Annotated in this window: 25 protein-coding genes and 1 pseudogene; 12 read left to right on the forward strand and 14 right to left on the reverse strand. The window is 53.4% G+C overall.

The genetic code is table 11. The annotated features are described in order from the left end of the window. The first annotated feature begins 243 nt into the window (after positions 1 to 243). Complete coding sequence (locus ACR0L4_RS22370; protein WP_480515281.1) at positions 244 to 1,428, forward strand: hypothetical protein; 1,185 nt, start codon at positions 244 to 246, stop codon at positions 1,426 to 1,428. A 376-nt stretch (positions 1,429 to 1,804) separates the two neighbouring features. On the opposite strand, the gene ACR0L4_RS22375 is transcribed toward ACR0L4_RS22370, so the two are convergent. The 6 genes from ACR0L4_RS22375 to ACR0L4_RS22400 all read right to left on the reverse strand — a co-directional run bounded on the left by ACR0L4_RS22375 (position 1,805) and on the right by ACR0L4_RS22400 (position 10,384). After that, positions 1,805 to 4,012 carry an adenylate/guanylate cyclase domain-containing protein gene (locus ACR0L4_RS22375; RefSeq protein WP_480515283.1) on the reverse strand — a complete coding sequence of 736 codons (2,208 nt, stop codon included), beginning with the start codon at positions 4,010 to 4,012 and terminating at the stop codon, positions 1,805 to 1,807. A gap of 282 nt (positions 4,013 to 4,294) precedes the next feature. Continuing rightward, on the reverse strand, positions 4,295 to 5,539 hold the full coding sequence (locus tag ACR0L4_RS22380) for an SLC13 family permease (protein WP_170797434.1): 1,245 nt from the start codon (positions 5,537 to 5,539) through the stop codon (positions 4,295 to 4,297). Positions 5,540 to 5,552: 13 nt separating this feature from the next. After that, positions 5,553 to 6,794: an MFS transporter gene (locus ACR0L4_RS22385; protein ID WP_170797436.1), complete on the reverse strand. Its 1,242-nt coding sequence runs from the start codon at positions 6,792 to 6,794 to the stop codon at positions 5,553 to 5,555. Positions 6,795 to 7,325: 531 nt separating this feature from the next. Then, positions 7,326 to 7,787: a GNAT family N-acetyltransferase gene (locus ACR0L4_RS22390; RefSeq protein ID WP_480515286.1), complete on the reverse strand. Its 462-nt coding sequence runs from the start codon at positions 7,785 to 7,787 to the stop codon at positions 7,326 to 7,328. 380 nt (positions 7,788 to 8,167) lie between these two features. Next, entirely contained in the window at positions 8,168 to 8,725 is a 558-nt protein-coding gene (locus tag ACR0L4_RS22395) for a hypothetical protein (RefSeq protein WP_480515288.1), read from the reverse strand. Between the two features lie 933 nt (positions 8,726 to 9,658). Next, positions 9,659 to 10,384, reverse strand: a complete 726-nt coding sequence (locus tag ACR0L4_RS22400; RefSeq protein WP_480515290.1) for a YHYH protein — start codon at positions 10,382 to 10,384, stop codon at positions 9,659 to 9,661. A 543-nt stretch (positions 10,385 to 10,927) separates the two neighbouring features. Here ACR0L4_RS22400 and ACR0L4_RS22405 point away from each other — a divergent pair. After that, entirely contained in the window at positions 10,928 to 12,070 is a 1,143-nt protein-coding gene (locus ACR0L4_RS22405) for a patatin-like phospholipase family protein (RefSeq protein WP_480515292.1), read from the forward strand. A 12-nt stretch (positions 12,071 to 12,082) separates the two neighbouring features. Here ACR0L4_RS22405 and ACR0L4_RS22410 read toward each other — a convergent pair. Then, positions 12,083 to 12,333, reverse strand: a pseudogene (locus ACR0L4_RS22410) (transposase); the annotation flags it as partial. 406 nt (positions 12,334 to 12,739) lie between these two features. Between ACR0L4_RS22410 and ACR0L4_RS22415 the strand changes: the two are divergent. The 4 genes from ACR0L4_RS22415 (at position 12,740) to ACR0L4_RS22430 (ending at position 16,116) form a co-directional block, all read left to right on the forward strand. Next, positions 12,740 to 13,180 carry an amino acid permease gene (locus tag ACR0L4_RS22415; protein WP_480515294.1) on the forward strand — a complete coding sequence of 147 codons (441 nt, stop codon included), beginning with the start codon at positions 12,740 to 12,742 and terminating at the stop codon, positions 13,178 to 13,180. Then, positions 13,144 to 14,127, forward strand: a complete 984-nt coding sequence (locus tag ACR0L4_RS22420) for an APC family permease (RefSeq protein ID WP_480515323.1) — start codon at positions 13,144 to 13,146, stop codon at positions 14,125 to 14,127. Before ACR0L4_RS22415 ends, ACR0L4_RS22420 begins: the two co-directional genes overlap by 37 nt. After that, positions 14,124 to 15,602, forward strand: coding sequence for a hypothetical protein (locus ACR0L4_RS22425; RefSeq protein ID WP_480515296.1), 1,479 nt, complete (start codon positions 14,124 to 14,126; stop codon positions 15,600 to 15,602). Before ACR0L4_RS22420 ends, ACR0L4_RS22425 begins: the two co-directional genes overlap by 4 nt. A gap of 271 nt (positions 15,603 to 15,873) precedes the next feature. After that, positions 15,874 to 16,116, forward strand: a complete 243-nt coding sequence (locus ACR0L4_RS22430; RefSeq protein ID WP_480515298.1) for a glycine zipper 2TM domain-containing protein — start codon at positions 15,874 to 15,876, stop codon at positions 16,114 to 16,116. Positions 16,117 to 16,353: 237 nt separating this feature from the next. On the opposite strand, the gene ACR0L4_RS22435 is transcribed toward ACR0L4_RS22430, so the two are convergent. The 3 genes from ACR0L4_RS22435 to ACR0L4_RS22445 all read right to left on the reverse strand — a co-directional run bounded on the left by ACR0L4_RS22435 (position 16,354) and on the right by ACR0L4_RS22445 (position 18,302). Next, positions 16,354 to 16,917: an SH3 domain-containing protein gene (locus ACR0L4_RS22435; protein WP_480515300.1), complete on the reverse strand. Its 564-nt coding sequence runs from the start codon at positions 16,915 to 16,917 to the stop codon at positions 16,354 to 16,356. 328 nt (positions 16,918 to 17,245) lie between these two features. Further along, positions 17,246 to 17,581: a hypothetical protein gene (locus ACR0L4_RS22440; RefSeq protein ID WP_480515302.1), complete on the reverse strand. Its 336-nt coding sequence runs from the start codon at positions 17,579 to 17,581 to the stop codon at positions 17,246 to 17,248. Between the two features lie 322 nt (positions 17,582 to 17,903). Beyond that, positions 17,904 to 18,302, reverse strand: a complete 399-nt coding sequence (locus ACR0L4_RS22445; RefSeq protein ID WP_480515304.1) for a hypothetical protein — start codon at positions 18,300 to 18,302, stop codon at positions 17,904 to 17,906. 310 nt (positions 18,303 to 18,612) lie between these two features. Here ACR0L4_RS22445 and ACR0L4_RS22450 point away from each other — a divergent pair, with 310 nt between their 5' ends. The 3 genes from ACR0L4_RS22450 (at position 18,613) to ACR0L4_RS22460 (ending at position 20,960) form a co-directional block, all read left to right on the forward strand. Then, the gene (locus ACR0L4_RS22450) at positions 18,613 to 18,897 is read left to right on the forward strand and encodes a hypothetical protein (RefSeq protein WP_480515306.1); all 285 of its coding nucleotides are present in this window, start codon (positions 18,613 to 18,615) and stop codon (positions 18,895 to 18,897) included. Between the two features lie 650 nt (positions 18,898 to 19,547). Beyond that, positions 19,548 to 20,009: a hypothetical protein gene (locus ACR0L4_RS22455; protein WP_480515308.1), complete on the forward strand. Its 462-nt coding sequence runs from the start codon at positions 19,548 to 19,550 to the stop codon at positions 20,007 to 20,009. Between the two features lie 312 nt (positions 20,010 to 20,321). Beyond that, positions 20,322 to 20,960 carry a hypothetical protein gene (locus tag ACR0L4_RS22460; RefSeq protein WP_480515310.1) on the forward strand — a complete coding sequence of 213 codons (639 nt, stop codon included), beginning with the start codon at positions 20,322 to 20,324 and terminating at the stop codon, positions 20,958 to 20,960. A 126-nt stretch (positions 20,961 to 21,086) separates the two neighbouring features. Here the strand turns inward: ACR0L4_RS22460 and ACR0L4_RS22465 are convergent, their stop codons facing one another. Next, positions 21,087 to 21,482 (reverse strand): hypothetical protein, encoded by a 396-nt coding sequence (locus ACR0L4_RS22465; RefSeq protein ID WP_170797447.1) that lies wholly within the window; start codon positions 21,480 to 21,482, stop codon positions 21,087 to 21,089. Positions 21,483 to 21,596: 114 nt separating this feature from the next. Here ACR0L4_RS22465 and ACR0L4_RS22470 point away from each other — a divergent pair, with 114 nt between their 5' ends. Together ACR0L4_RS22470 and ACR0L4_RS22475 are read left to right on the forward strand one after the other, a co-directional pair. Continuing rightward, positions 21,597 to 22,031 (forward strand): hypothetical protein, encoded by a 435-nt coding sequence (locus ACR0L4_RS22470; RefSeq protein WP_480515312.1) that lies wholly within the window; start codon positions 21,597 to 21,599, stop codon positions 22,029 to 22,031. 171 nt (positions 22,032 to 22,202) lie between these two features. Further along, positions 22,203 to 22,880: an MFS transporter gene (locus ACR0L4_RS22475; RefSeq protein WP_480515314.1), complete on the forward strand. Its 678-nt coding sequence runs from the start codon at positions 22,203 to 22,205 to the stop codon at positions 22,878 to 22,880. A gap of 48 nt (positions 22,881 to 22,928) precedes the next feature. On the opposite strand, the gene pip is transcribed toward ACR0L4_RS22475, so the two are convergent. Next, positions 22,929 to 23,882, reverse strand: a complete 954-nt coding sequence (pip, locus tag ACR0L4_RS22480; protein WP_480515316.1) for a prolyl aminopeptidase — start codon at positions 23,880 to 23,882, stop codon at positions 22,929 to 22,931. A gap of 311 nt (positions 23,883 to 24,193) precedes the next feature. Between pip and ACR0L4_RS22485 the strand changes: the two genes are divergently transcribed. Further along, positions 24,194 to 25,090 (forward strand): TRAP transporter substrate-binding protein, encoded by an 897-nt coding sequence (locus ACR0L4_RS22485; protein WP_480515318.1) that lies wholly within the window; start codon positions 24,194 to 24,196, stop codon positions 25,088 to 25,090. 110 nt (positions 25,091 to 25,200) lie between these two features. On the opposite strand, the gene ACR0L4_RS22490 is transcribed toward ACR0L4_RS22485, so the two are convergent. Then, positions 25,201 to 26,094: a DMT family transporter gene (locus ACR0L4_RS22490; protein WP_170797451.1), complete on the reverse strand. Its 894-nt coding sequence runs from the start codon at positions 26,092 to 26,094 to the stop codon at positions 25,201 to 25,203. 274 nt (positions 26,095 to 26,368) lie between these two features. After that, positions 26,369 to 26,669 (reverse strand): hypothetical protein (locus tag ACR0L4_RS22495; RefSeq protein ID WP_480515321.1); only part of this gene is annotated, 301 nt, incomplete at its 5' end.

Raw genomic sequence — 26,669 nt, forward strand, 5'->3', positions numbered from 1 at the left:
AAGTCGTTCTTCGCCATACTACTTCTCCGATTTGCAGAAATAGGCAAAGCCTAACCTGCTGGGTGAAGCAGCCGGTACATCCCATTACCGGTCACTCAACCCTGATCCTAATGCTGCGGTCGCAGCCCGCCTTGCCGACTTTCGCTGCAGGTGCCAGATATTCATGTCACCTGTTGTCAAGCAAGATGCGGAATTGCACCGAACGTGCTATGTTAACGGTATTGAGATCAGAGGTATTCCGCGATGACCGACTTAAAAGGATTCGACCGCGGCGCGCTGTATTATCCGTATATCCACGTCCGCGACGATAACTGGTTGAAAGCCACATTGCTGACGTTTCCTTATCTGGACCGCATGGTGCCGCAGGACTTCACGGTAAACGATGGAGAACTGGCGCGGCAGTTTGCGAAACAGCAAAGCCGTGTAGGCCCGAAAATGCTGAATGCTGTGGAGATTGATGATGGCAGCGCCGGCGACGCGCAATGGAAACTGGCGAACCGCTTGGTCGAGGACGTCGAAAACCTGGGCGACACCTTCGTTAGCCGCTTCACCCAGGAAGTTGCAGAAAGAGACTACAAGGATGGTAGGAACGCGTTTCAGATAGGAAGTCAGAAGTTTCTGGGACTCTTAGGTGATTTCCGAAATAATCACCCAGAGTTGTTTTGGAAACCTGATAACCCGAACCGGGGCGGCACCGAGTGGGTCGGCGTGCATCCGACGATCGGCGAAGCGATTATGACTGCGACAGCTGCGCAGATGGCGCGGCTGAATTCGCTGGATATTGTGACCAATCGCGTCAAAATCAATGAAGCGGCGGTAAGCGGCGATGTTGATGTAATCTACGACCAGATTGTGCACGAAAAGCTTTCATTTGCTGAGACGTCAACCGTCACCCAGGTCAACGACCTCTGTCGTCTCTTCATTCACTCTCATTTCGACCTAAGCGACTTATCGGTGGATGAGATATTTGAGATGAATGCCGAGGGTGCCGATCTGGCCGCGCTGAAGCGGCGGTTGGCGAAAGTTCTTGCGGGCATGCCGCAAACACTGACACGTGAGCGCTACGAGGACTATCTGGGGGCTTATTTACGCGATGCCGTTGATGAATGGGAGGCGCAAGCTGCCAGCTTTGGCGGTTTCTTCAAGCGGTTGTTTGGCGGAAAAGCTCTGGACGAAGGAGAGAAATACGTGTGCGCAGTCGCTAAGGAGGTGCTGCCCGGTGGCATCGCCGTGCTGGGCGGAGCGCTGGTCGCGAACCTGCCCGGCCTCATGGTGGGGCTTGCCTTTCATGCCGGCAAGTCGGCCTACGACGAATTGAACGAGAAACAGCGCGGCGAATTCCGTTATCTATCAAAGCTACAGACAAAGGACGGCCCGCCGAAAGGGCACAACCTGGTCATCGCCCAGCCGGCGACCGCTGCGGCCTGAGACGGTCATAGATGCCTGTGCGCACTATTCCAGGGACAAGGAATTGGTTAAGCAGTTCGTATATCGGTTTGCTCCGGTGTTAGTAGATACCCAGGAACGTGCATGGCTCAATCACTAAGCATCGCCTGCGCACGATTTGATCGCTTACGCCACCACTACGACAAGCTGTTGCCATATCATCGCCTGCTGTAAGCTTCAGCTCAATCTTACGTAACGGCCCCAAGGTGACGGCCCAGATCAGACCTTGGCCGGGGTCCTGGAATGCCGTGAGTGCAGCCCGCTTTGCGGTCATTCGTGGCAAGCGCAAAGTAAGGACCTGGTCGAACTCGCAGCGCTCTACTTTGCTCGGGACCATGCAACATCTGGATAGCGTGTGCTAGTCTAACCGGCGTCGGAATTCGGACTCGAATACACCGAAAGAATAGACGTTCGCGACGTATTTGACAGCGTCGGTCGATTTCTCCCGGTCGATGTAAACATTGCTACACTCTTCGCGGCCGACATGGACCGCCTCCGAGCGATGGCAGTACTGACCGTCCCGGATCGCCCAATGCGACGTGATTGGCTGGCCGTCCATCCAGCCGAAATGCATGACGGTCACCCCCTTGGACGGATGATCCTGCCGGTAGGGCATACCGAAGGGGCCGGTGTCGATGATTTCCTCGTACTCATCCGAGAACAGCGCGACCAATTCGTCATGCCCCAATCTGTCGACTTCCCGTCCCTTCTCGAAATCAAATGGCGAGGCTGGCATTCCGACGGCGGAGAGCGCTTTGGCCCACTCCGCGTAGATAGCCGGATCCGAGTATCGTCCGAAGTAACCCTTTTGCCAAAGGAGGTTGTTCCAGACCGTTTCCTTAAGAAAAAGGTCCATGTACTGTTTCCCGATCTCGATATCCCCGTTCCGGGCATGTGCCGCCGCCGCAAATATGTACTGGTCGATCCTGTCGCTTTCTTCGGGCGGGACGAGGTTCAGGAGCGCAATTGCTCGGTCGACCTCGCCTAGGAGAAGGCGATGAAAGGCAAGCTCCCGCAATTCCGACGCATTGAGCCGGGCCGATAGGTCTTCGTAGGCCGTGAATTCGGTGCGCGCTTCGTCATAGAGCCCGGCCGCGAGAAGAGCCTGACCCAACACGTACCGAAGCCGGGGTTCATCAGGTTGCAGGAAGACGGCCCCCCGGGCCTCGGTCAGGGCGGCGTTCCATTGGCGTTTCTCGATTTTTATGCCGATCTGAATCCCGAGGGCATCTGCATGGGTGTCGTCGACGTCGAGGATGTAGCCGACTGTTCGTTCCGCTTCCTTGAGCGCGTCGAGCGTAAATCGGATGGTGTTGTAACTGTGGCTCCAGATGATGAAGTTCACGGTAGCGTAGCCAGCATGCGCGGCCAGAAAATCGGGATCCCGCTCGATCGCATGTTCGTAGAGAGGGAGAGATTGTTCCAGTTCGAAAAAGTTCCCGCTGGCTAGGAACCTTTCGGCCTCTGCATAGGCCAGGAACGCACCGATATCGGTTGTGGTCGGAGCCTGCAACACAGAGCGTTCCTGTGTCGACAAGGGGCCCATGAGTTCGGCGGCGGCCCTTTGTTTAAGTCCGGCCAAAAGAACGAAGAAATCCTCAGGCGCCCCGCCAGCGCTTTCCTCCCAGATTACCGCGCCAGCATCACCAAAATCCCCGAGTCTTACGGCCAATTCAACCCGGTCGCCGACTTGGGCCGCCATTCCATCGAGCACGTAACGTATGCCGGTCTCCAAGCCGATATCACTTGGTTCGGGCGCGATTCCCTTGTATCCGAGGGAGACGGAGTAAGGGACCGTTTGCAAGCCCTCAATCCGCGACAACGAAGCGATGAAATCCTCCGTCGCAGCGTCGGCGAGCTGCCGGTCCCCGGCCTTGGCAGCCGCGAATGGAAGGATCAACAGACGGTCGCCCCCTGGATGTGGCGGTGCCAGCCAGATCCAGGCGAGGTATCCCGCAGCAAGAAACACCAAGGCAAGCGCCACCGCCCCGAAACGCGGGGTCGGCTTGGGCATGCGGCGGGCCGTAACGACGGCACCGGCATCTTCGGGGTCCGGAAGCACCGAAAAGGCTGTGATTGGATCTTGGATGTTCTTGACCTGTTGCGGGCCAAGATCCACGAAGCCGAGGTCAAGCTTACCGTGGACGTTCAGAAAAACCGCTTCGGATACGCAGATTCCTCCGGGGTCGGCGCAACCTTCCAGTCGGGACGCGATATTCACACCGTCACCGAAGATGTCGTCGCCATCATGCACGATCTCGCCGAGATTGATACCGATCCGGTAGGCGATGCGGCGGTCTTCGGGAACGTCTACTTCGAGGTCGGGCACCCCGCGTTGTACCGCTACGGCCCATTCGACGGCGCTGACCACGCTTGAGAACTCAAGCAGCGCGCCGTCGCCCGTAGTCTTGACAATTCGCCCTCCGAAATCCCGCACGGCCGGGTCGATCAGATCCGTCCGGATCGTCTTTTGGCGCGCTAAGGTGCCAGCCTCGTCCAATTGAACGAGGCGGCTGTAGCCGACCATGTCGATCGCAACGATGGCCGCCAGCCGACGTTGAAACATCTCCTGAACCAAACCGATCCCTCGCGCTGCGTTTGCGGACAGTATAGGAAGTTCTCCGGAAGATGACGAGTTGGGTGCTCAAGGCCGGCGCTCGAGGTCACCAGTGCCTGCCCGTACGGTTCAGGGCGGCCCACTAGAGACATTCACCGCGCACCTAAAATGCTGCGTAGGCAGCCCACGTTGCGGCCATTCGCTGCAAAAGCGAAATACTATACTTGATGGCCCTGCGTGATACGGGCTTGTAAGACGAGACGCGGGCATCAGTTACCGTATCACAAATTGCTAAACGGATAAGTGTGCCTCAAGAAGCAAAATCCAACCAATCGTGATCCCGGTCGAAACAAGTCCGATGGGCAGGACATCCTTCATGAACTGTGTGAACGTCACTTCCTTCGCTCCCATGCGATCTGCCATTTGCAAGACGATTACATTGCTGGCTGCGCTGATGATGAAGACGTTTCCGGCCAAGGTCGAGATCCCGGCAAGCATCATCAGATTCGGCACATCAAAGGATGGCATAAGCTTCAGGTACATATCTACCAGTGGCACGTTTGAAAAAATCTGGCTGCCCAAAAAGCTGATACCGGCTGTGACCAGGGGTTCACTCATATGTTCGCGCTCTTCGCCTAAAATGGTCTGCAACGATCCCGAATTCAGCAGCGCGCCAGTCACGATGAACATGGACACGAAGAACACCAATGTTGGCCAGTCCAGGTGGACGAAGGTTTTAAGCCGCGTACCATCGAACAGATAAACCGGCAAACAGGCGATGGCAGCGGCAACCCCCAACGGGTATCCGAAATCCGATCCCGTCGCGGCCAGAATGCTCTCGACCGTAACGAGAACCACAAGAACGATTATGGCCAGAAGAACAGGCCATTTCAATCCGCCGGTTTCCTCAGGTGCCTCCGTTTTTGCTACATCAGGCGTTGAAACAACCATGCGCTTAGAGAGCCACAATGCGCTGCCCCCCAGACAGATCAGCGTGGGAACGATCAGCCAGTGCACAAACGTAACCATCGGGGCCGGAACCTCGCCGCTGGCCGCTATCAACAGATTTTGCGGGTTTCCAATCGGCGTGGCCATACTGCCGATTGTTACGGTGACGCACAGCGCGATCAGAAAGGTCCGCTGGTCAGCTCCGGTTTGTCTCGCCAACATCAGAGCAATGGGCGTGCCGATAATTGCAGCAGCGTCATTGGTCAGGACTGCCGCGATCAGCGCAAACAGCAGCATGAACGCCACCAGTGAGACACCGGGCGTTCGCCAACCCACCATCCAGCCAGCGATCCGATGCGAGATACCGTTCTCATACAGCGAGCGCCCGATGGAAAAGACCGAGAACAGGTACAGCATCACGTTCCAGTCTATTGCCTCCAAGGCGGATTTCGGAGTGATTGCGCCTGTGATCAACAAGGCGAACGCTCCTGCCGTCATGACATGCCAGATTTTCACGGATGCGGGCAGCCACTCTCGGATGGCAATCAGAGTGAAAACGGCGATTGAAACCCCAAGGCTGAAGGACATGGTACTTCTCCGTTCAAGGTCGCGCGCCATCTGAGCCGGTCTGATTGCGGCTGGCGTGGGGCGCTGTTTCCGGCATCAAGGTGGCAAAAATCAATGCGCCCAGCAGCGAGACGGCTGCAAGAAAGTAGAACGCCATGTCATAGCTGCTAATCTGCACGATCTCTTCGGCCGCGAGGTTGCTGACCGAGGCTCCGACGCCAACCAAAGTGGCCAACGCCCCTTGCGCGATGTTGAATCGTCCGGTGCCCTTCGTCACATCCGACACGATGAGCAAAAACAGAACGGCAAAGATTCCGTTTGCTACGCCGTCCAGCGACTGAACGGCGACAAGTACCACGCTATTGTCTGTCAGAGTGTAGAGAAAAGCGCGGATCGGAAGAATTGAGAAAGCAATCAAAAACAGTGGCTTGCGGCCCCAATGATCTGCGGTTCGGCCACAGAGAATAGCCATTCCGATCATAATGAACTGCGCTGAGATGATGCAGGCAGAGGTGAACGCAATCCCAGACTCGGTATCGCCTCCGCTGGCGACCTTCTGGCTCACCAAAGGTAGCATACTGGCATTTGCACAGTGAAACAGGACGATGGAAACGCCAAAAATCAGAAGTCGCCTGTCACCCAAGATCGTCGCAAAGCCACTGGGCTTTTCAGCACCCGAACTGTCCTCAGCCACTCCGCCGCGAGCTGTCTCGTGGTCAATATCCGTTGGTTTGATCAGTGCAGTACAAAAGATCATTCCTGCGCACATCACGGCGATCAGGACAAACACCCCGTCCACATAGCCCGCCAATGCCAATCCCGCAGCGATCCCCGCGGCCATCACGTTTCCCGCATGATTCCAAGCCTGGTTGGCGCTGGTCTGCCGAGTAAAGGCCCTCCGCCCAACAACACCCAGTGTCATCGCCGCAATCAGCGGGCCGAGAAAGGCTAGCGCGACACCCATGGTGGCTTGCGCGCCATAGATCGCGACTGCCTCGTCCGACACCACAAGAGTCAGAGCCGCCAGCCCTACAGCCGTGACACACACAACCATCAACGCTCGCTTTGCGCGTGTCCAATCGATTAACGCCCCGGCCGGGGTTTGTGCCAGAACCGTTACAATCGAGCCGAGGGCCAGTGCGAACCCGATATTTTGGGGCGACCAGTGAAGTTGAGCCAAAAGGTAAATCGCCAAATAGGGGCCGAACCCTGCGGTCACGTCTCCGGCAAAGAAATTCACACCCAACAAAGGTCGGTTTAAGCGTGTAGGTGGCACCGTATCCACCGGCCTTTCAGTCAAATCGCCTTGCGCAATACAAGCGCCTCCACGTCAGCACTGCAAATGCCCCTGATGCTCACTGTGGTTGACTAGCTGCCTTTTTTCAACCCAAACAAGTTTTCAGCACGTAACATGTAACCCCTGCGGGATAAAAGTTAGGAAGAGCAGACCGGTGATCCTCGCCCACTGAGTTGGTCCGCAGTTATGGTTAAGAAAGCGGAGGAAACTCGCCATCAGGACCGTTGCTATCGCAATGAACTCGGCGCGATTAGGTTGATTTTTTGGACGCATTACCCTTGGACCAAAAACCGCTAAAGAAAATATTGAACATGGGTACTCTGACAACAGCAAAGGCCGCACAGCTGGCCCAGGGAAACGAATTGATCTGGTTGTTTCTAAGCAGCCGTTCGTTGCGCTGTTTTACATGTTCGGGAGCGGCGCGCGAAGTCAACCATCACAGCGATTTCAGTAATACCAGCCTGCATGGTTATAAGTTGGTCCTTTATGTATGGGTTTGATCAACCTCTGTCATGCAAACCGCTTGCGTAGCCGAGTTCCAACTTCTTCGAAGCCTTCACGCATGTAAAATTTGAGGGTCCTATCCCAAGCAGGTTGACCCGGTGTCCCAACTTCAAGCCGTTTCCAACCGCGGTTTATACCGTAATGCTCTGCTGCCTCTACTAGTTTTGCAGCAACACCTCTAGAGCGATACTCGGGAAGAACATAGAGCTCAGTTATCTCTCCAAACTTGCCGCCTGCGTAAATTGCTGCACACTCATTCAAAACTATCACCCCAAGTAGTTTCGCATCGAGTGTCGCCAAAAAACCTGAGACAGTATCCAAAGGTAATATTTCATCCGCTGTTAACGCCATATCCGACCGATCCGGCTCGCTACCCGGCGCGACCTCATCAATCAGAAGGTAGACGAATTCGGAAACGGAAGGTCCATCCGTTTCGGTCAATGGCTTCACTTCAATAGGAAGAGACACGGGTTATGTCCTCGCAGTTCTTGCAATGTAACTCGAAACAGAAATTTCAAAGTGGTAGCTGACCGTCAACCACCTTGCAGCGTCCAACCGAAACCGTTTCTGATCACCAAAAGCCTCGTTGGGTTGTAAAAACAGAAGCGTGGACTGTTCCTGCTACCCGGCTTGACAATGCGCAATAGTGCATCGGAACAGCAAGGCCCGGGTTGTGGCAATCCTCAACTGCGTGGCGATGAACTACTGGCTGTTATCACGGCGGACGTATTCGTGCCTGCCATGCTTCATGTGCAGCCGTTGCAGAAAACGAAGCACGTCATTTACGTTCAACTTCGGTCGCACCGCCTCAAAGAACGTCGCACGGCTAGTCCTCTTGTCAATGTGACTTAGCTGGTTCTCTGATCCTTTAATCGCGAGATGAGCACCACGGCACGATAAGTCTTCCCATCAGGTTCGGCCGTGGCGTAAAGGTGTGTATCGAGTGCGTTGTCTGAAATCGTATAGCGCCTAATTCCAGTCGGGAAGAAACCGTTCAACGCAAATGCTCGTGCCGCAGCTGCGTTGACTTCCCCCGATGGCATGACACGCACCACGGCTGCAAGCCGCTCCGTATCCCAGGGAAGACTCATTGCTTGGGCAATAATGTACCTTCCCAACCGCTGGCCTTTCAATCTCGAGAATAAGCCGTTCAACTTACGAACCCTAAGGTCACCCCAGGTCTCGGTTTTCGTGTAAAGGCCACCCAGCACTTTGTCGTTCTCATGAAGCACGACAAGACTGTTGCCCGGAGCGGTAAGCATACTCTTCGATATGTTGTTCAAGAACGCAGGAGTGCGTCTGATTTGTTCTCTTAGTTCGAAAATATAGGCATCGACTACCGCCTCTGGAGCGGCGTTAGCTGGGTAAACACTGATACTAGGTGGCTTTATACCAGAAGTTTTCATTCGGGTTAGTAATCCTTTCTTGAAGGCTCCTCGCGGTGCGCAACTGCCTACTGTAACGCAGTTTATGCAATCCGAAAGGTTGCATCGCAAACTTTCAGTTCAATTAGGCGATGAAGCTCGTCCTGGCATTCGTTTCTTGCAAGCAATTCTTGCACAGGTCTCGGTATGGCCGCACTGACAGGGGGTCACTTTCCAAGAGAGATGGCTTTCTGGGCCGGGTTCTTTTACCTTCGACACACATTATCATATCGTGATTTGGAAGAATCATGGCCGAGCGCAATTTTTGGGTCGACCACGCAAACTTGAACAGGCGGGTGACGAAATACTCGCCGCTGAAATCCTAGGGCATGGTCGAAACGTACCTGCGAATTCAAATCGTTCGGATCCGCTTCGGCCGCACTGGATGGCAATAATGTCGCCAATTTGATCCGGAAACTGCAATCCATAAACGCTTCGACCTCTGGATTTCGGACGTTTAAAGAGACCTTAGGTTAACTGCATCCAGACGCGCGAAGGAACAACGTAAAGCCTATGATGATACTGTTTGTTTGCGCTCATCCAAACCTGCCTTCTTGGGCCAAGTACCCAGGATCAAACAGAAGTGCGTCGGTCTTCGATCTGTGGCGGTCATTCTTAGAGGGCGCCATCTTCCCCAACGGCGGTGGCCCGGACGCCTAACTCGCTTTTACGATCGCTCGATCGCGTGGGTCGAGTGTATCCTTCGAAGTAGCAACGATATTCGCACGCGACCGAGTAAACGTCACGCACGCACTCGCATGTCCTCCAAAGGACCGCTTTGAGCCCGATCATTTCGTACTGACGTGCTGCGGGGAATTTATCGACGCCGTCGGTCACATTCGGGTCTTTCAGAACCAACACTCTGCCCGTCGGGGACGGACAGTGTCGAGTTAAAAGCCCATGCTGATTTGAGGTCTATCGGAACTGCGTAATGTTTTTGCCATTCAAACAGTGTGGGAAGAACGGGAAGCTATCTGTGGCAAAGTAGGTGTATTTGCCATTAACCATGGCCCCGTTGCATTCATCCAGAGACCCACTCCCGACGACATACGCCCAGTCCTGAACATAGGTACCGTCGTGCACCCCACCTGGTGCGGTCTTGCGGTTTCCAGGTTTCAACCTGTACGACGATGAAACTTTGTCACCAACGTAATGGATTTCAAATCCATCCGCAGCCCAAGCGATAAATGACTGTTCGGTTTCGACCAATGGACCAGCAATACCGTGGTAATGGTAGATGCCTCGGTGGTCTACATGTGCGTTGTTTTGATCAAGGCCAAGTTGCTCAGAGGCACCCATGCCATCCAGGCGCCAGCCTGAACCCGGGTTGCGCGAATGCTTTCTTGGGCTATTTGGATCATACCAATCAGCAGTACCCGGCCGAATAATGACACCGTTTCTGGCTATCCCGATTGTGGAAACTTGCTTTGCCTGTCCGCCATATTGCGGTGTCGCGTCTACACAGAAATTTATTCTTTGTTTTGACATCGCATGGGGGTTGCCCTTTCTTGGGAAGTGACCAGTTGCGTGATCTGGCAAACCATCGGACGTTATACATCTCACGTCGCCTGAAACCGAAACGCGGGTCTCAGCCTGTGCCATGAATGGCAGGAGCAAAAGTGGTAAAGTAAAACGGATCATCGCGGTTCCTTGTGTTGAATTCCTGAAAGCATCACTTTCTTTCACGAACTAGAACCCAATTTCCGTCGCCTTCAGCACCAAATTTCAGGAGCTATTAGGTTTCTCTGAATGCCGACCAAAAAGATGAGTACTGTATGGAGTGGCATGTTGCCCTGTGCCCGGTGTAGTGACCTCGGGCGTCCGTAACACATCCGTCAACGGAGGCTTAAATGGCCGGTATTGTTCGCGACTTCACATGTAATCTCTTAACTGTCGCTGCAGCATTCTGAGCCGCTTTTGGCGAATGCCTTAGGGGCAGCGACTCTTTAGCGATGCGTCAAACACTCAAAGACTAGGCAAACCGAACGATGTCATAAACCGGGCAATTGTCGGTGGGACGGGCGACTTCTAGGGTCATGATGCATTGATTTTTGCTACAGGGCATGAATCACGCTCGAAAACGATCGTCTAGCCAATGCACCTTACTTTTTCACCTACAGCGGTTGATGATCTGAAAGAGCACAATATTAAGGATCCACACCTTCCAATTGAGATAAGGTCCGAATGAAGCGCCTCTTTCAAATAGCCGGAACTGTTCTGGTCTGTCTGATCCCCATTGTACTAATTTACGCCGCAAGCGTGTTTGCATACAGCCGGTACTTTTACGAAAGCCAGTCCGAACTGGCCGGTTGGCCAGACACCCAAGACTTTGGTGATCCGCTGGAATGGCGCACTCAAGATCCTCAGCGGGTGCGCATCTTGGCGATGAACGGTGGCGCTTTGTACGGGCTGGCAGAACTGGAAGTTCTGAAGGCGCTTGAGGAGAAATCGGGCAAGCCGGTGCATGAACTTTTTGACTTTGTCGCCGGGGCATCGACCGGCGCTATTGTTGCCGCGCTTTTGTTCGGCCCTTCTGGAGATGGCGGGCAACCGATGACAGCCGAACAAGCGTTGGAAGGTTACGAGCAATATGCAAAAGAAATTCTTGGCATTCCTGCGTATCATAGAATACTGACAGGCCACGGTCTTTTTGGCCCGGCCATCCCAAATGAAGGCCGCATCAAGGTATTCGAACAAGCGTTTGGTGACACGACGTTTAATGACCTGTTGCGCCCAACCATGTTCCCGTCATATTCGCAGAAGGCGGGCGGCCTGCGGGTGTTTCGAAATTGGGACAAAGTCGAAGGTAACATCTATCTACGTTCCCTGGTGACCGCAGTGACCAGTGCTCCGGTCTATTTTCCTGCGGTCACGCTGTCTGGTGAACATGCAACCGGCGAATTCCTTGGTGATGCTGCCATGATCTTGAACGCCCCGGGCGAAATTGCTTATCTCCATGCTCGCTCCAACCTGCCAAATCATCGAGAATTCGTTGTTGTATCTCTTGGCAGCCAGCTGCAGCCGCCAGTATCACCTGAAACTGCCAAAGGTGGAGGGCTCATCAGTTGGTTCTTTCCGATGATGCATATGGTTTTCAACGGAGAAGCGACTGTCAGTTCACATGCACTACAAAGACATGCAGACTTTGATTCCTCCATCGAAATAGATAGCTACTTCCTGTTCCAAGACACAGTGGAAGGCGTCAACCGGTTTAATCCCAAACAGGAGAACATCGACCGAATCCGAGCCTCGGGGGAGCGCTATGTCAAAGAGAACGACAAGTTTATTGATGAAGTTGTGAATAAGCTCACCAACGAGGTTCGCTAGCACATGTTCCTACACCCCGTTGCAGAGCCGGCGCTCGGACCTGATGCCCATTACGCAACCGACCATCAGTCGATCCGGATCACCAGTTCCGGATTAACTGATGGTCGTCCTTTAGAACTGTAGAATGGCGAAAGCTGCTGACCGATATCAGACAGTTCGACGAACCGGTCTGTGCCCCGAAGAATATGGTCTGCCGGGGCATGATCCTCAATCGGGAGCTCGTAGAACATTGACCCTGGTGCTTGCTGCCTTGGCCCCATCATCGCTCAATCTCCCGTTCAGTAAGGAAATTGAATCAGCGGCTTTTGCGTTAACCAAGTTAGAGTTTTTCAACGGATTAGGCTCCCTGCTGACTTAAGAAGCGGTACAGTTTCTCGTAATAGGATGATCTGCCAACGTCGATTTGTCGTGGTGGGAGGGCATGGCAGATCTGAGGATCAGTTAGGGGAACACCAAACTCAGCAGTCATCCGCGCGCTTTGCCCTGTTTGGAACAAAGGCCGTATTGTTGTTCAGAAACAACCTTTGAAACTAAAGCATGTTTGGGGAATTCCAGCTTTGCGGTATCACCGGAACTGGCTAGCGTGGCAGCAATAGCGGTCTCGGGTCAATTGTTGTCAGCGCCATTCATAAGGTCCTTTCGGCGGAGGCCAACATGTAAGAGGAATTCGTGTCACAGGATTCAGCGACTACCGCCGAAAACCCCGAAGTGCCCCCGCCGTCAAAGTCAGGCGGTGTCCTGGGACCGTGGATGTGCACAGCGCTTGTCGTGGGCAACATAATAGGCTCGGGCTTTTTCTTGGCTCCAACCGCTTTGGCCTCGTTTGGCGGTGTGGCGATCGTCGGCTGGATCGTGTTGTCGTTGGGCGCGATGTGTCTTGGGCTTGTTTTTGCCCGCCTTAGTCGTGTCGCGCCGGAAACCGGTGGCCCTTATGCCTATACCCGTCTTGGGTTCGGCGACTTCGCAGGTTTTCTTGTGGCCTGGGGGTATTGGATCGCGGTCTGGGTGGCCCTACCGGCAATCGCCCGGGGGCAACGGACTATATCCTGTATTTTGTCCCGGATCTCAGCAACATACCTGGAGGCACCACCAGTGTCGCGCTGGCTATGATGATCGGCGTGTGTCTGCTGAATTTACGCGGGGCCGAGACGGTGGGCCTGTTTCAGCTTGTCATTGTGGCCGTCAAGCTAGTCCCGTTTCTGGCCGTCTCACTGGTGGGTTTGTTGTGGGTGGATTGGGGGCATTTCACACCATTGAACCCGACGCCGATGTCATTCTTTATGGCTTTGGCAGGCACTGCGCCATTCATCATGTTTGCCTTCACGGGAGTCGAGTCCGCAACGGTTCCAGCAGGTGAAGTCAAAGATCCACGCCGCACCATTGCTTTTGCGACCGTCACCGGAACGCTGCTCGCCGCTATCATCTACACCTTTGGTACCCTGACGGTCATGGGCGTGATCGATCGGGCCGCATTGGCCCAGTCCAATGCACCGTTTTCGCAAGCAGCAAGTGTGATGTGGGGGGACTGGGCCGGATATGTGATCGCAGCGGCCGCGGTCTTGTCTTCGATTGCTGCTTTGAACGGGTGGACCTTGCTGATGGCGCAGGTACCGCTTGCCGCCGCGCGTCATGGGCTGTTCCCACGCTGGTTCTGCGTCCTTGACAGCAAAGGCGTGCCGGCAAGGGGTATCGTGATTTCGATGGGCCTGTCGGTTGCGCTGTTGCTGTTCAAATCGTTGTCCAGCTCATTGCTGGGGATCTATGAGTATCTGATCGACCTTTCGATTGTGACCTTTATGGTCAGCTATCTGTTCTGTTGCTGTGTTGAAAGGTTGATCCTTTTGCTCCTGGGCAGACGCATCGGGTTCCTGAACCCTTGGACTTACCTGCCGGTGGCGGGAACAGCGTTCCTGTATTCCTTGCTGACCATCTTTGGCGCCGGGGCCGAGGCCGTCATGTGGAGCTTTTTACTGTTGCTTGTCGGAGTTCCAATTTTCGTTGTGAACCGACTGTTCCAAACAAAACCCGCCAAGAATGATGGGGGAGGACCAACGTGAGCGCCGCACCCTTGGCCACATCCACCCGTATCGAGAAACTATCGCGTGCCGCCAACCCGGCCCTGTTCGAGGCGGCAATCGACCCGCAACTGCTAACAGTGCTGATGCTGGCAAATCTGATGAGCCCGACGCTTTGGCAACTCAAGGACAAAGTGCTGGCGCGGTCTCAGGCCAAGTACCCGGATGAAGAGGAACTGCAGCAATCCCATATCACGATTGAGATGCTGGCCTATGTGAACCACCATTTCACCCATGATTACCCTATGAGCACGGCCAAAAAAGTCGGCGTGATCGATCTGTCGACTATTCGTAAGAGGCTTGGGGCTGATGGCGTGGATTATGCGCTGGACGTGATCCGGCAGCATTTCCGGAGGCGCGGCGAACAAGGGTTGCTGACGCCTGACTTGGATATCTTCCCGGTGTTGGAACAGGACAAGTTTCCGATCTTCAACTACTCGACCATCGATGGCCTGCGGGCGATGCGGCGGCTTTTGGGTCAAAAGAAACACAAGCCGTTAGGTGTTACTATTTGCGCCGACGAAGCAACTCTTGTGGCGACCTTGGCCAACATCCTGCATGGGGTTTCCTTCAGGGATATCTTCCTTCTGGGGACTCCGGCCCACTACACGACCTTCCTGCATAAGGATGGCGCGCGGTTTTGGTGTAACGGCAAACCGGAATATTTTGATCAGGCGGCTTGGCAAACGCTGTGTGCCGATCCCAAAGTCACAAGTCCAGACGCCGAATTTTCGCGACGCTTACCTTTCCTAGACCGGATAGTCTCACCACAGGGGACACTGCTGCTGTACAATCGCGAATGCGCGATCCCCGAGGCTGCATTCCAAGAATTCGTGGACGAAAGCCGCGCCTTTTTCGGATGCGTTCTTGAGCCACTTCAAACAGTGATTGAGGCCGGTATTTTGTATTTGCCCAGTAGCGAGGGATTGGAGGGTTTGAGGTCTCTGGACAATTTGACAAGCGCTACTGAGGCTCGTGCCGTTTTGTCGGACCTCGCAGCTAGTTACGCACTGTCGGTCTATGATCAGGCATTCTATTGTATCCGAGATCTGCAGGTCGCTTATCCCGGTGCGTATCTGGCCGCCGCATTGCATGGTCCGAAGTTATGTGTGGCGGCTGGCAATATCTGGTCGCTCGACGATGCGATGGAAATAGTCGCAAAAACCACAGGCACCGATGCAGTATTAGGCGACAGAGACAGAATTGCGCTGCCGGATGAGGTCATAACGTTCCAAACCGGCGACGATACGGACAAGGGATTGTTGCTGTTCTCATTACTCCTTTCCAGTTCAGCGTTCTCTTCGCGGGACAAATCTGAGGCCGCTCTTGTGGTCACGGAGGTGTCTTCATTCTGTTGCTGGAAGCATCAGATCATCGATTTGAAAAGCCTCAGTTTTGTGGATGCTATATCTGGGAATGAGTGTATGCGTTTAAGGCAGGCGGCCTTGTTCGAATAACTTTGAAAGCCGGACCCGATATGCTGTTACAACAGGCTATCTTTAATTGCCGCACGTTCGCTACTGATTGGACAGACCAGGAAGCCGCGCGGCAAAGCGCCAACTGGCTTCGGCCGCCCCATCAGAACTTCAACCTGCCGTGACCCAATCTAGAGCTGCCTTCATTAAGATTGGATTAATGTCAGGTCCTCAGTCGATTGAAAGCTTGTAAGAAAAGCGGCCCGGGACCAACTAGTGAGCCAACTAACTGGTGGTTCGAAAGGCAATCGACATGAAGAAGCTATTGGTAGTTTGTGCGGTTGGTGGCTCACTGCTCCTGGCTGCATGTGGAGCACCAACAACGCCAACGCAGGCACAAGTGCAGCATGATGCTCGCTGTGCGGCGGGCGTCCTTGGTGGTGCTGCCCTTGGAGGCGTGGTTGGAAACCGGTTCGGTGGTGGGACAGGCAATACCCTGGCAACCGCTGCAGGCGCTGGGCTTGGGATGTACGCTGGTCAATCTGCCTGTTACTGACAAGGCCAATTGGTGGCTTGTCGGGATATTCGAGACGCTGGCGTTCTGGCGCAGAGTCTGGATTTCACACAAAATATAGCCTGTGTAACCCGCTTCACTGACAGCTTCACCGAATCCAACCACTTTGGTCTCAGTTAAAGAGTTAGCGCTCATGTTGAGTTCCGAGCGCGAGATTTTTTCACTGTCCTCCCCGTTGACTGGGCGCGCTGTTTGAAGGCGCGCCCTTTTTCTGGCCCATCAATGATGATGGTGCCCGTGCCCGCCGTAATGGTGGTGAGGATGCCCATGGCCATGCTCGTGTGGATGGTGCTGAGGTGCAGGCTGATAGAGCCGGTTTTGGTAGTATGGGCCGTAGTGGCAGGCGGGATCTTGGGGTGCATGATAACAATATGGTCCTGGGACCGGATGGTAGTATTGGTTCCAATAGGCAAACCAAGGATAGGCCTGGTAGTGGTTTTCCCAATAAGCCTGACTGAACTCCACAATCGCAATACCCAGAGCGGCGGCGACCACCGGGTTCATAACCTTCTTCGTTCCATCGCTTTCGGTAAGAATGTAGTTGGATGAAATCCAGCCACGGGCGCTATTCCATTCAGTGTCGCACCAATTGTAACCTGTTTGACATCCGTAAATCTCGATTGTCGCGTCTTGCGGCAGTGTCGCCACGACCGGATAATTCGCGCCTGGTCCGGCACGCATATGTACAGAAGTGGTCGTGAAACCTTGTGTTTGGGCAAAGGCAATGGAAGCCAGTAAAGGCCAAACAAGCGCGGTCGCAAAGGCGAGTAAGAACTGTCTCATTGGTAATTCCCGTCTGTAATCTGGCTATTTCAAATTTACACAGCCGCAACTGGCCTTAGTCAAGAAACTCCGCGGACTCCTCAGGTTTGGACCTGACTCCCTGCTCCACCCGTTACATGAGACCTCCCAATTAGGAGGTCAGACTTGCGCGGTAACGTACAAACCCGTTCTATCGCGCAAACCGCCTGCGACTGGTCGGAACAAAGAAAAATCGCGACGTCGACGGCAACCACATTCACGTTGATTTCGAGACAAACGCACATCCTGACCCACCTTAATCAAGGACTCACCAGCGGCCTCAGCCTGTACTACAATTTTTGGGTTGGCCTTAAGCAACCCGCATCATCAAAACCATAGCCAGACAGGCGCAGCCAATGCCTGCCACCTCACGAAGCCCAATGTACTCGCCAAAGAACATCCAGCCAGCTCCGCATAGGATTATCAACGACAGCATCGAATAGGCCACTGCAGCTTGTCCTAGCGTGACATGACGCATCGCGAAGTACCAAAGTATAGCGGAACAGGCGTAGAGAAAGATGCCCACAAGCATGGGCGGAGATGTAATCGCCCTGGCTCCATCCGCAGCAACCTTGATGAATAGGTCGCCTGCAATGACGACGGCGGCGGTGAACAAAGAAAACAAAATACCATAAAAAACGCTCATAACAGCTCCAATAAATCCTGCTGAAATTTGTGGGGCGCGAAATACATGCGCCTAGGCAACCATGGTCCGCTACCAACAGGTTTCTGTCAAATGCGTCGGATTCGGCAATTTCATCGGATTTGTTTGGGAGCGTGTGACTCAATTCACTGACCGACGTCATCAGACCGAAGATACTGGGCGCATTACAGAGTATGCGTTGGTGTATTTGAGAACGCGAGATTTCATTCTTCTCCCATCGACTGGGCGCGCTTGTGGTTGGGCGCGCCCGTTTTCTTTCTGGGAGAACTGCAAGCCACGTGCACCACAAGCGCTTCAAGAAGGTTCACTGGCTGATGCGGTGATAGTGGATTACACGACCATCAAACGGCGCGGTGAGGGTGATGATGTGGTTTTCTGAGTCAAGGTCGTAAGTCGTATCGGAATGTCTGGAAGGCTCTCCGCCCGCGCATTTCAACTCGGTGAATTCTCTAACAAGCTTGTCGTCTTCGACATATGCTTCTGCCCTAAGCATCGCCGCAGTTCCACATTTTGCATGCTCAGTTACCGAGACGTGCATGGAGTACTGACCTTCCTCGCTGGGCGATAAAGACAGATAGTTTGTTGAGCCGTCTCTTGGGTCTACTCCTTGATACAAACCCGCCCACGTATCCGGCTCTGCAAGGGCAATTCCTGTGCCACCAATCCAACAGCCTGCAGCAACTCCAAGTAAGCTTCCACGCATAGCGTTTTCCTTTCTGCCTGGTGCCTCGCCCGAACAGTGTAGCGAGAAGTAAGTATTAGTATGCCTGATTTCATCGGATCTGGGTGGCAACGATTCCCCTGCGAGGGGAAATGAAATTTCGACGCCGCAGGCCTGCTAAACTCGCTAAATCCGCTAAACAGAAAAACTCAGTTTCGACGGTTACCCACTGCCACATCTGCTACATAGGCCTGTATTCCGCTCATTTTGTGTTTAGTGAATTTATTCACTGTGGTGAGTGTCTGTCGGATCTATAACTCCGCCTACACTCTGGATTGAAAAGGAAAACGAAATGTCCGTTGGACCCGATAAGAAAGTTGCAGCCGCCAAAAAAAAGATGCAGGCCGAGTTACTTGAGTACCATAAATCTCAGGCCGACCTGGAAAAAGCTAACAAAGAACTGAAAAAGGTCGAGGCTGAGCTCAAGTCCGACGACATGTCCAAACTTCAGACCGCAATGGCCAAAATGGAAAAGATGAGCAACAAGATTGTTGAACTTCAAAAGAAAGCCGCAGCTAAGAAGAAGAAACTGGGTGATGCCATGAAGTCGTTTGCTAAAATAATGAAGGGCAAGTAAACCCACGAAGTTGTTTTTGGCCGGTGTTTCCCGGTGTCAACCGGTTTTGAGGTTGTCGTAATTCTGGACTGACGATCCATATTTTGCGGAAATCTCAGGCTGTGAGAACAGACTGGCCAAGTTTGCCACTCCTACCACCGCAAAGGTATCACTAACACAGACATCCCCACAGACGCGATTTGCGGGTCACAGGGCGGCAAACAGGCTGTCTGACAGTTCGGTGTGCTCTGAACCGCCTAGTTGTGCCTTATGCGCAGAATGCTCACTCTGAGGATTACCGGGCGGCATTACGCCGACGTTCAAGGCGCTAGGTTAGGCGCCTGTCAGAATCGCTCGTTTTGAGCTACACAACTTAAAGGTGGGCACCCAGCACTGAATTCTTGCATTAGGCATTGCTATGACCTTTGTACGCACTCCAAACGACTACCACGACGCGCTCCGGGAAATTGAATATCTCTGGGGCTCCGAGCCAGACACGGAAGAAGGCCGCAAGCTGGCCGAGTATTTGGCTGCTGTGGAACGGTATGAAGGGACCAAAAAAACCAGTGCCAGAACTACGGGCATAATTTCCACCCTGAATCCACATGCGGGCCTATAGAGGCGATACAAAGCGCCGACTACTATTTTGACAAGAAAGGAGCTGTGCGAAAATGTTCTTTGATCCACGCCTTAGTTTGCCGACCATTGCCGGAGCGGGATTGTTGTTGTTTGCAACAATGACAAGCGCTCAAGAAATACCAAATATGGTCGGTACATGGACCAGTCAGTATCGCGCCGCCGTTCATGATGGAGGTAGTTTTGAAGTTGGCGAAGAAACAACATCCCTCGTAATAACCGAGCAGGATGGAGAGTTCTTTTTGGGTGTCGCCGTTTGGGAGTTGAACGAAGATTACTCCGGAACATCGGATATCGGAGAAGAGGAAGCCACCGGTGGGGACGATGGATTTATTGGGATCATCGGCCTCGATGGCAGGGAAGTCACCATGGCAGAAGTCAGTGATACTGGCATCTACCGAGGACGACTGCTTGACCAAAACCGACTGGAATTAACCTACATAGAAAGTGACTTGGGCGATGCGGTTCTGCTTAGAACCGTCTTCGAGCGTCAATAATCTACATACGCCAGAAGCACGCCTGTATCCAGATTCTTAATCCGCATCACTGACCAGCCAAACAGAACCACGCAATCTGGCCGCAGTATTGGAGTGAGCTTCGGAGTATTTGAGAACGCAAAATATGCCTTCACCCTGTTGGTGGGGGCGTGCCTGTCGTGGGTGCGCCCCTTTTCTTGTAAGGCAGTTTGTTCAAAACAGAGCGTACCTTAAGCTTGCTTTGGCACAAGGCGCAGAACAAATCGGGCGGATTGCGGTTGTGCGCTGCAATCGCGCAGGACGCCTGATTTCGGTTCAACACGGAAATGAAAGTTGTCAATTGTTCGAGCATCGGAAGTCAGCATACGGCCGAACGAAAGCGTTGAAGTTTGGGCGGGAGCAGCGGTTCAGGGCCGTGTTTTTATTGCTGCCAAGTTTGTAGTATCAAAACTAGAGATTAAACTCAGTTGGAGTGACCAAATGTCGATATCCAGAAGGGAGATGGTGGCCGCTGGTGCAGCTTATATTTGTGGGTTTCCAGCATTGGCGCACGCGGCAGATGTAACACTCGGATCCATGCTCGGCGCCGTCAGAGATAACCTTCTGGATCGGTACAGCGAGAGGCCGACCATCAATGCCGACAACCGTATGAACTCCGAAGAGCTTCGACAAACTGTCGCGCATAAATCGGCTTATGGCACTACCAATAAAGGAAAGGTGTACGTCCTGGCCTTTGAACCCGAAGGCAAAGGGTTATTGAGGATTGAAGATGAACCTCTTGAGGTTGGGAGGTGGTGGATATCTGAGGAGGACACCATTCATTCTCAATGGCCGAGCGCGGCTAACGGCGAAGCACTGGATATGTACTATCGGCACCTTGGTGATGGTCTTTTCTCGGCCCGAACGATGGATAGCCGTCGGAGTTCACTCTTCTACATCGGAGAAACACCGCCGGAGCTTAGATCAAGCTAGATAGCGTTCGCAGCATCTTGTTGGTGCCGCACTTAAACACGAGCGCTTGGATTAGCCCATGATCACGCATTGGCACCCATGAAGTTCAAACCAGTGAACAAGCAGTGGGGTTGAGACCCTGACCTCTCATTGAATAGCGGCCGCCGACCATATCTTGGCTGAAACCTTAGATGGCAGAAGGGACTTGAAGGAAATCCCAGGTTGCCACCCCACTTCGTGTATATCATGAATGGCTTGGAGATCTTCAAGCGTCAGGCGATCAAGTAGATTTACGCCGGTAGAGGCTTGGATCGCTTCAAGGACCGACGTCTTATGCACAGGTGATCTGGCAACGACGTTGCCGAACTCGTCTTGATGCGCATCCATAGTGGGTTCGTAAAACTCATCTTCGATCATGCCGCCAAATAAGCAGCATGCGCCCTCATGTCGGTATGCGCCAACGCCGAACTCCGGATTGAACGCTTTTTTATCTTGCGCTTCGAGGCGAGCAATAGCGGTGTCAAACAGGTCTGCAACACTCATGTTAGTTGATACTCCTTCCATCGGGTAAATTCGCTAAAACTAAGTGTATGATGATCTCAACAACAATGTACGCCAGCGGGTCGAGACACAATCCATGACAAAAAGCTAAACGCGATGAGTGACGCGGACAAGAAATCGGGTTCGACCCCCAAAAAGAACCGCGCCTATCTGCTTTGGGGTGGTATTGCAGATTCCCTGTCGGACATTCTCGCCAGCCCCAGCATTGTGCTTCCATTTCTGTATCTAGCGCTGGGGGCTCCACAGTTTCTCGCCGGGCTGCTTCTGCCATGTGTCAAAGGCGCCCGGATTATCGCTGAAGCTGTGATGTCCCCTTATGTTCGTATTGGTGACCGCTCCAAAAAAGCGATGATACTCCCCAATCTCGTCATTGCTTTGGTCCTGGCCATCTTGGCGCTGTCAGGTGCAGCCCTTTCCGATGGGGTCGTGATGGTGCTGTTTGTATTGGTGGCCGTGATCGTGGGCTGCTGCTACGGAATCTGGGCTTTGGGCAGCAACCACATCTATGGGTCGGAACTCGAAGAAGAATAACGCGGGCAGATCGTCTTCACACAACTGGCACTGAGCTGCATCATCGCGATAGCCCTTGTGTGGGCCACACGGGCTCTGATGGTCGGAGAAACTCCGTTCGAGCGACATCGCGTTTTGCTTTGGTTGGGTGTGCTCGCACTTTTGGTTTCTTGCTTCTGCATGTTCCGACTTGTGCTTACAAAAACTTCTGACGAGGTTGCCAATACAGAGACACCCGAGGAAAAAGAGTCCTTTTTCAATCAGGTTTCGCGCGGTTGGTCCCTGGCGCTTCAATATGCGTGGTTCCGACGTTTCATCGTCGCGCGATTGTTCTTTTTGTCAGTCGAACTGGCCACGCCGTTCTATACAATTCATGCGGCGACATATCACCTGTCTACTCCGCATATCCTGAGCATCTTCGTTACAGCGACAAGCGCCGGACGCGCACTTGGTGCGATCTTGTGGCGGCGCGTTGTTCGCAAGTCGATCCGCTACACAATCGCCGGTGCGTCGATGATCGCGTGCCTTTCGGCGCTTATGGCGATTGGTTTCGATTTGTTTGGCCTGGCCAGCAACCCGTGGGTTTATGCCGCAACGATCTTTTTTCTGTCCTTTGGGATCGGTGGTGAAACCGAAGGCCGGTACTTGTACCTGCTCTCGATGTCGACTGATTCCAATCGCCCTTATATGGTCGCGCTCTCGGACGCAGTTGCAGGTATCGGCGGGATTATCTTCGCTGCAGTGCTTGGCCTGGTGGCACAAATCCAAAGCGTCCTGATCCCGTTAACCGCGCTAGCAGTGCTTAACGCTATATCTGTATATCTGGCCCTGTCGCTGACTGAGAAAACAGAAAAAACAGCTTCGGGTTAACGCGCCCTGGCTGCGCGTCGAAATCTGTCATTCCCTAATGGCCAGCTATTACGATTGCTGGACGCTGTTCGCTGCTGAGATGATGGCGTCGGCAAGGGGGCCATAGAGCGTTCCGTGCAATCCGCCCAGCACAATGACAAGTTCCGATCGAGGCAGGGCCTTATGCAGACGCCATGGTGTCCACAAAGGAGCCGAGAGATCGAGCCGGCTGTGGATAAGATATGCCTTCAGTTCGGCAAGTCTGTGGGCCTGTTCCAGAAGCGGCGTGTCGAGCCAAGCAAGGTTGCGAAAGTAATGTGTGACGACCCGTGCAAAACCAAGCCGAAAGCGTTCGTCATCATAAGAGGGGTTGGGTTCTACCCGCGGGTCCAGGCTTACGACAGCGGCTTCCCACGTGCACCACGCGAACGCGGCAGCGGAACGTAGGCTTGCATCTTTACCGACGAGAAGATCGTTGTATCCTCTCGCAATTTCAATCCCGTCGCAGGCCTCCGGTACCAACGCGTGGAACTCTTCATGTGCTTCCGGCAAAAAGCGACGGGCGCCAAAATAGAGAAAGTCGAGGTCTTCGCGCGATGTCATTGCAACCGCAGCCAGTATCAGACCGTTCACCCGCTCCAAGTGTTCAAGCGCATAAACCACCGCCAGTGTGGTACCCCATGAAGAACCATAGATGTACCAATTCGCCAGCCCCAGACTGGCGCGCAACCGTTCCAGATCGTGGATCAAGTGTTTTGTCGTATTCGCTTTGAGGGCATCCACACTGTCGCCCGCGTGCGGCGTGGATCGCCCTGCTCCCCTTTGGTCGAGCGTGATAATGTGCCAAAGGTCGGGATCGAACAACTGAACCATTTGCGGACGAGTGCCACCCCCAGGCCCTCCGTGCAGCAACACAATAGCTGGCGCATTATCGTTGCCGAAAGTCTGCCAAAACACAGAGTGACCATCTTCTTCTGGCAAAAAACCAGAATTTAGAGGAGGCGAGGGATGATAGAGAGCCATGACGTTGTCATATCCTGCTTTGAAAAACCTCAATCGATCATTACGCGCAGTCGCTCGGCATCCACTCTGTGCCACAAAACCTGCCAAGTTCCTACGCCCTCTGGTGTTTCTGACTGCATTCGGACTGATCGCGCAAGTTTAATGGATTGCGATTGGCCATTGAATTTACATGGCTCAACTTGACACCTAGGATAGTGAAAACTGACGCAAGAACATGTATGCAGAAGAGGAGTGTTATGAGATCTTTATCGGCACTTATTGTATTCGCTTACATGGTGTTTCTTCCTATGGGAGCGCTTTCGCAGGTAAGCATGAAACTGTATTCGGACACGCCATCCACGCATCCGAAATCTCAGCTGCTTGCGTCCTTGGCGACCCAGATTCAGACCCGAACAGACGGGCGGATCGAAGCCGAGTTCTTTAGTGCAGAGTCGGACTTGTTTCCGAATGAAGACACCGCTTTAGACGCCTTGGTCAACAATCAAGTTCAGATGGTCTGGCCCCCGGTCGCGCGGCTCGAACGCTTTGCCCCCGAGTTCATGTTACTGACGCTTCCGTACAGCATCGATTTGTTTGCTATTCGCGATGCAGACGGCCACGCAGCGCTAATTGACGACCTGTCAAACAGGCTTCATGACGTGGGCCTGGACATTTTGGGTTTAGCACCGGCCGGATATACTCTGTTTGTGAGTAAGGACCCATTGACCAGGGCCGACCAATTGCCCGGAAAAACCGTCCGCGTACCAGGCTCGCCAATGCTGGCGGATTACCTGCAAGAGATTGGAGCAAAAGCCGTCAACTTTCCGGCACCCAAACTGCCAAAGATCCTAGGGGACAAGAGTGTAGATGTCGCTTTGACGTCTTTCGCTGGGTGGAACCTGATTGGTCCAACAGATGGGGAATATGTGCTGGTTGATCTTGAAATGCGCGTTGGATTCTATGGTGCCGTACTAAACGATGAGTGGCTCGCTTCGCTCGATGAACAGGACCGAAAAATCGTGATTGAGGAAGTGTCAAACACCTTAGCTGCGCGTTGGTTACAGCTTGAAGATGAAAAGGTTGCATTTGAGGAGCAAATGCGCGCAGTCGGCACCACATACACAGAAATCTCAGGGGAAGACGCGGCGGTCCTTAAGACCGCGGCGGACGCTATCAGGAGCGAGTATATTGAGCAAGCACCGGAGTTCATTCAAGACTATTTGAAGTGATTGACCTAAGGCGTGTGCCTCTGACCTTATCCTTGCAAACGTCCAGCATGTACCTACGCAATCGGAAATAGTCGCGCCGGTAGCGCGGGAAAAAGGATGTGTGTCAGAAGCTACGGGTCGCCCACTGTTGGCCTCGAAGCAAATCGTGCGTCTATGAGTATGGCAAAGAAAAATAACGCGCCACCAATGCCAGTAGTCAGCGATATGTTCTGACTGAGGAATAACCAAGCCCAAAGCGAACCGAAAAAGATCTCAGATAGCGAGACCATACTGAACTCTGCCGATGAGACCCATTTGGAACCAATGGTAAAAAGTAGAAACGCGCCTCCTGTCAGAAAAAAACCCATACCAAAAACAATCGCGGCTTCAACGGCGTTGGAGCCGACCTGTTCGCCCGTAGCAAAGAAAAGGACAAGTGCGAAAACCATGCCGATCAAACCGACCATTAGCATTGACACGCGCATGTCCATGTCTCGCCCAGCCCGCAGTGCCACGGAAAAAACAGCATAAAGAGTCGAAGAAAAGACCGCAGCCAAATCTCCCGATAGAGAAATCCTGTCCTCGTCGCTGGACACGATGCCCCCCAGAACAATCAGAACGATTCCCGCTAACGATAAACAAAGCGCCAGTATGGTCGCTTTGGCCAAGCGTTCACCCAACACAAAACGAGCAATCAAAGCCGCCTGTAAAGGCGCGGTTGAAAACAGTAAGAGTACCCGTGCCACCGGAGCGTTGTGAAAAGCATAGATGGACAACACCATAATCGTGCCCATCACAAAGGATGCAACGAGGCCTGGCAAACCTGACTTTCGGAATCGAGCGATACCGCCAAATCCAGACGTTGCAACCACAATCAAGAAAAAGAAGGCTACGATACCAAAACAGCGTAGAATGACGATTTCCAGAGAACTGATGTGTCCCAGCCCAGCAACTAAAGCACCCGTCGGAGAGATGATCAAAGCGCCCAACAAAATCAAGCCAATTCCTAGTCGCCGATTACCCAACAGCTACTCCTTGCAATTGGCATGAGTCCGCATCCTTGCCGTGCCTGTCGAATTTTCCATATTTCTGTCGCTGTGTCGTGGAGTTCATAGTGCAAAAGTTGGACGCTGATCGCCAATTATCATCTAGCGCCGCCCATCCAAGCTAGCCGGACCTAGATCAAATGCAGCCTCGGTTCTGATAACGGCATTGAGCCCAACCAAGGAAACCAAATCAGCAGGATCCGCGGGTCTCTGAGAGCCGAGCTACGAACCTTCCCCATTATTCCAGTAGATATCAATTCATTCTAGGTTTTTTGTTGCCTCGCCCGTTATCCAATCTAGAAAGCGTCGCATTTGGGGGCGTTGTGAGGTCTGCTCTCGTAGACGCATTCGAAATGGGTTCACCATCAGGCTTTTTGAAGGTCCGCTCTATTGAGAACGGGATCGTGCCTTCGCATTCGCAGCGAATGGCGGCTCTCCGCCGATTCTGTTGAAAAACAACGTATTGCTGGCGCAGAGTGGGGTGACTTGAGCACGGCACGAACGCCTTTCTGATCAGGCTTTTCGCGTTTGCTGCGGCGCAGGAAAGATCTTGG

Source organism: Ruegeria sp. AB5 (assembly GCF_056542645.1).